This is a genomic window from Streptomyces albidochromogenes (genome assembly GCF_005981925.1).
In the GTDB taxonomy this organism is placed as follows: domain Bacteria; phylum Actinomycetota; class Actinomycetes; order Streptomycetales; family Streptomycetaceae; genus Streptomyces; species Streptomyces albidochromogenes.
In genome coordinates, this window is the sequence record NZ_VBVX01000618.1 from 1 (window position 1) to 1,354 (window position 1,354).

A 1,354-nucleotide genomic window follows, 5' to 3' on the forward strand; every position below is an offset into this window, starting at 1 on the left:
CTCCCTGGGCGCGGCTGGGGGCGATGCGGACGCTGATGCCACTGGAATCGGGGTAGAGCCGGAAGTCGAGCCGGGTGCCCGGCGGGTTGACCGCGGTGATGGTGACGGGCTCGCGGCTGATGACCGCGGTGCGGTAGCGGTCCTCGAAGAGCGGGTCGTCCAGCCAGGGCAGTGACTGCCAAGGCCGGGTACCGAGGAGCTGGTCGGCGCTGCGGCCGAGCAGGGACGCGGCGGAGTCGGTGAGGAAGGTGATCCGGCCCTCCAGGTCCAGCGCCAGGGCGCCGCCCGGCAGTCGCTCGGCGAAGTCGGCCGCGGCCTGCGCGGGCGGGGTGGCGTGCAGGCGGGTGGCGTCGACGGGAATGATGCGGGGCTGGTCGGGCGGGGCGGCCATGACGTGGGTGCTGTCCAGCACACGTGCGATGCGCAGGGCGCTGGAGGTGATGTGGCCCAGCTGACGGGGGGTGGCCCGGCCCGGATGGCTGGCCGGCCACAGCAGGAGCAGGGCGCCCCGGTGGTGGGTTCCGCCGTTCAGCGGCGCGGCGGCCAGGGCGAAACGGTACGGGAGGGTGGCGGCGGCGCGCGGGTAGAAGCGGGCCATGTCCTCCTGGGACCCCACCCACACCAGGCGGTCCTCCCGGACGGCGTCGCTGACCGGGACGACGGCGGCCACAGGCACCCGGCGCCACGGCGACGCGACCTCGGACGGCACCCCGCACAGGACCGCCAGGCTCAGCATCCGCTCGGCCTCGTCGAGCAGGTAGACGCCACCGGCGGAGGCTCCCGTACGGCGCACCGTGTCGGCGAGCGCCTCGTCCAGGAGGGCAGTGCCGTCCGGCTCCTCAGCGGGCCCGAGCACCGGACACCCCTGACCGGTCGGTGGCCGCGCCCAGGCCGGCCACACTCGACGACCGACACCCCGTGGCAGCGGTACGGCGGAGCTCCCACCCGGGGTGACCTGCCGGGAGGGAACAGGCCCCGATCCTGCGGGACAGCGGCGTGCCAGCTCCCTCCGGCCGGGACCCGGCCGCCCTCGCAGCCCGGGGACGCGCGGAAGCGCCGTACCTGCGGCTTCGTCCCCGCCTCGCGGGACGGGCGGCCCCGCACCTCACCCAGCACCTATCACCCATATGAGGACAATACGCCGCATCGAGGAGCCCGAGTCGAGGGGAGTTCCGCGCGGCATGCCCCACTGGCTGCCGTGCCGCTCCGCGGCTGCCGCCCCCGCCGTATCGTCTCCACCGCGACCTGATCGCCCTCCGCCCCTGGGCGCTCCCGTCCCGCAGGCACCGCGACCGCGATTCCGGCGCAGTGCGGCATGCCGCAGGCAGCCGCTCGGAGCGAGGCTCCCCAACCC

At 75.5% G+C, this 1,354-nt stretch carries 1 protein-coding gene; it reads right to left on the reverse strand.

Annotation, left to right across the window (positions count from 1 at the left end):
- The coding region (locus tag E2E34_RS34330) for a PAS domain-containing protein (RefSeq protein ID WP_244316402.1) at positions 1 to 856 on the reverse strand (856 nt) is incomplete at its 3' end.
- Positions 857 to 1,354: the final 498 nt, after the last annotated feature.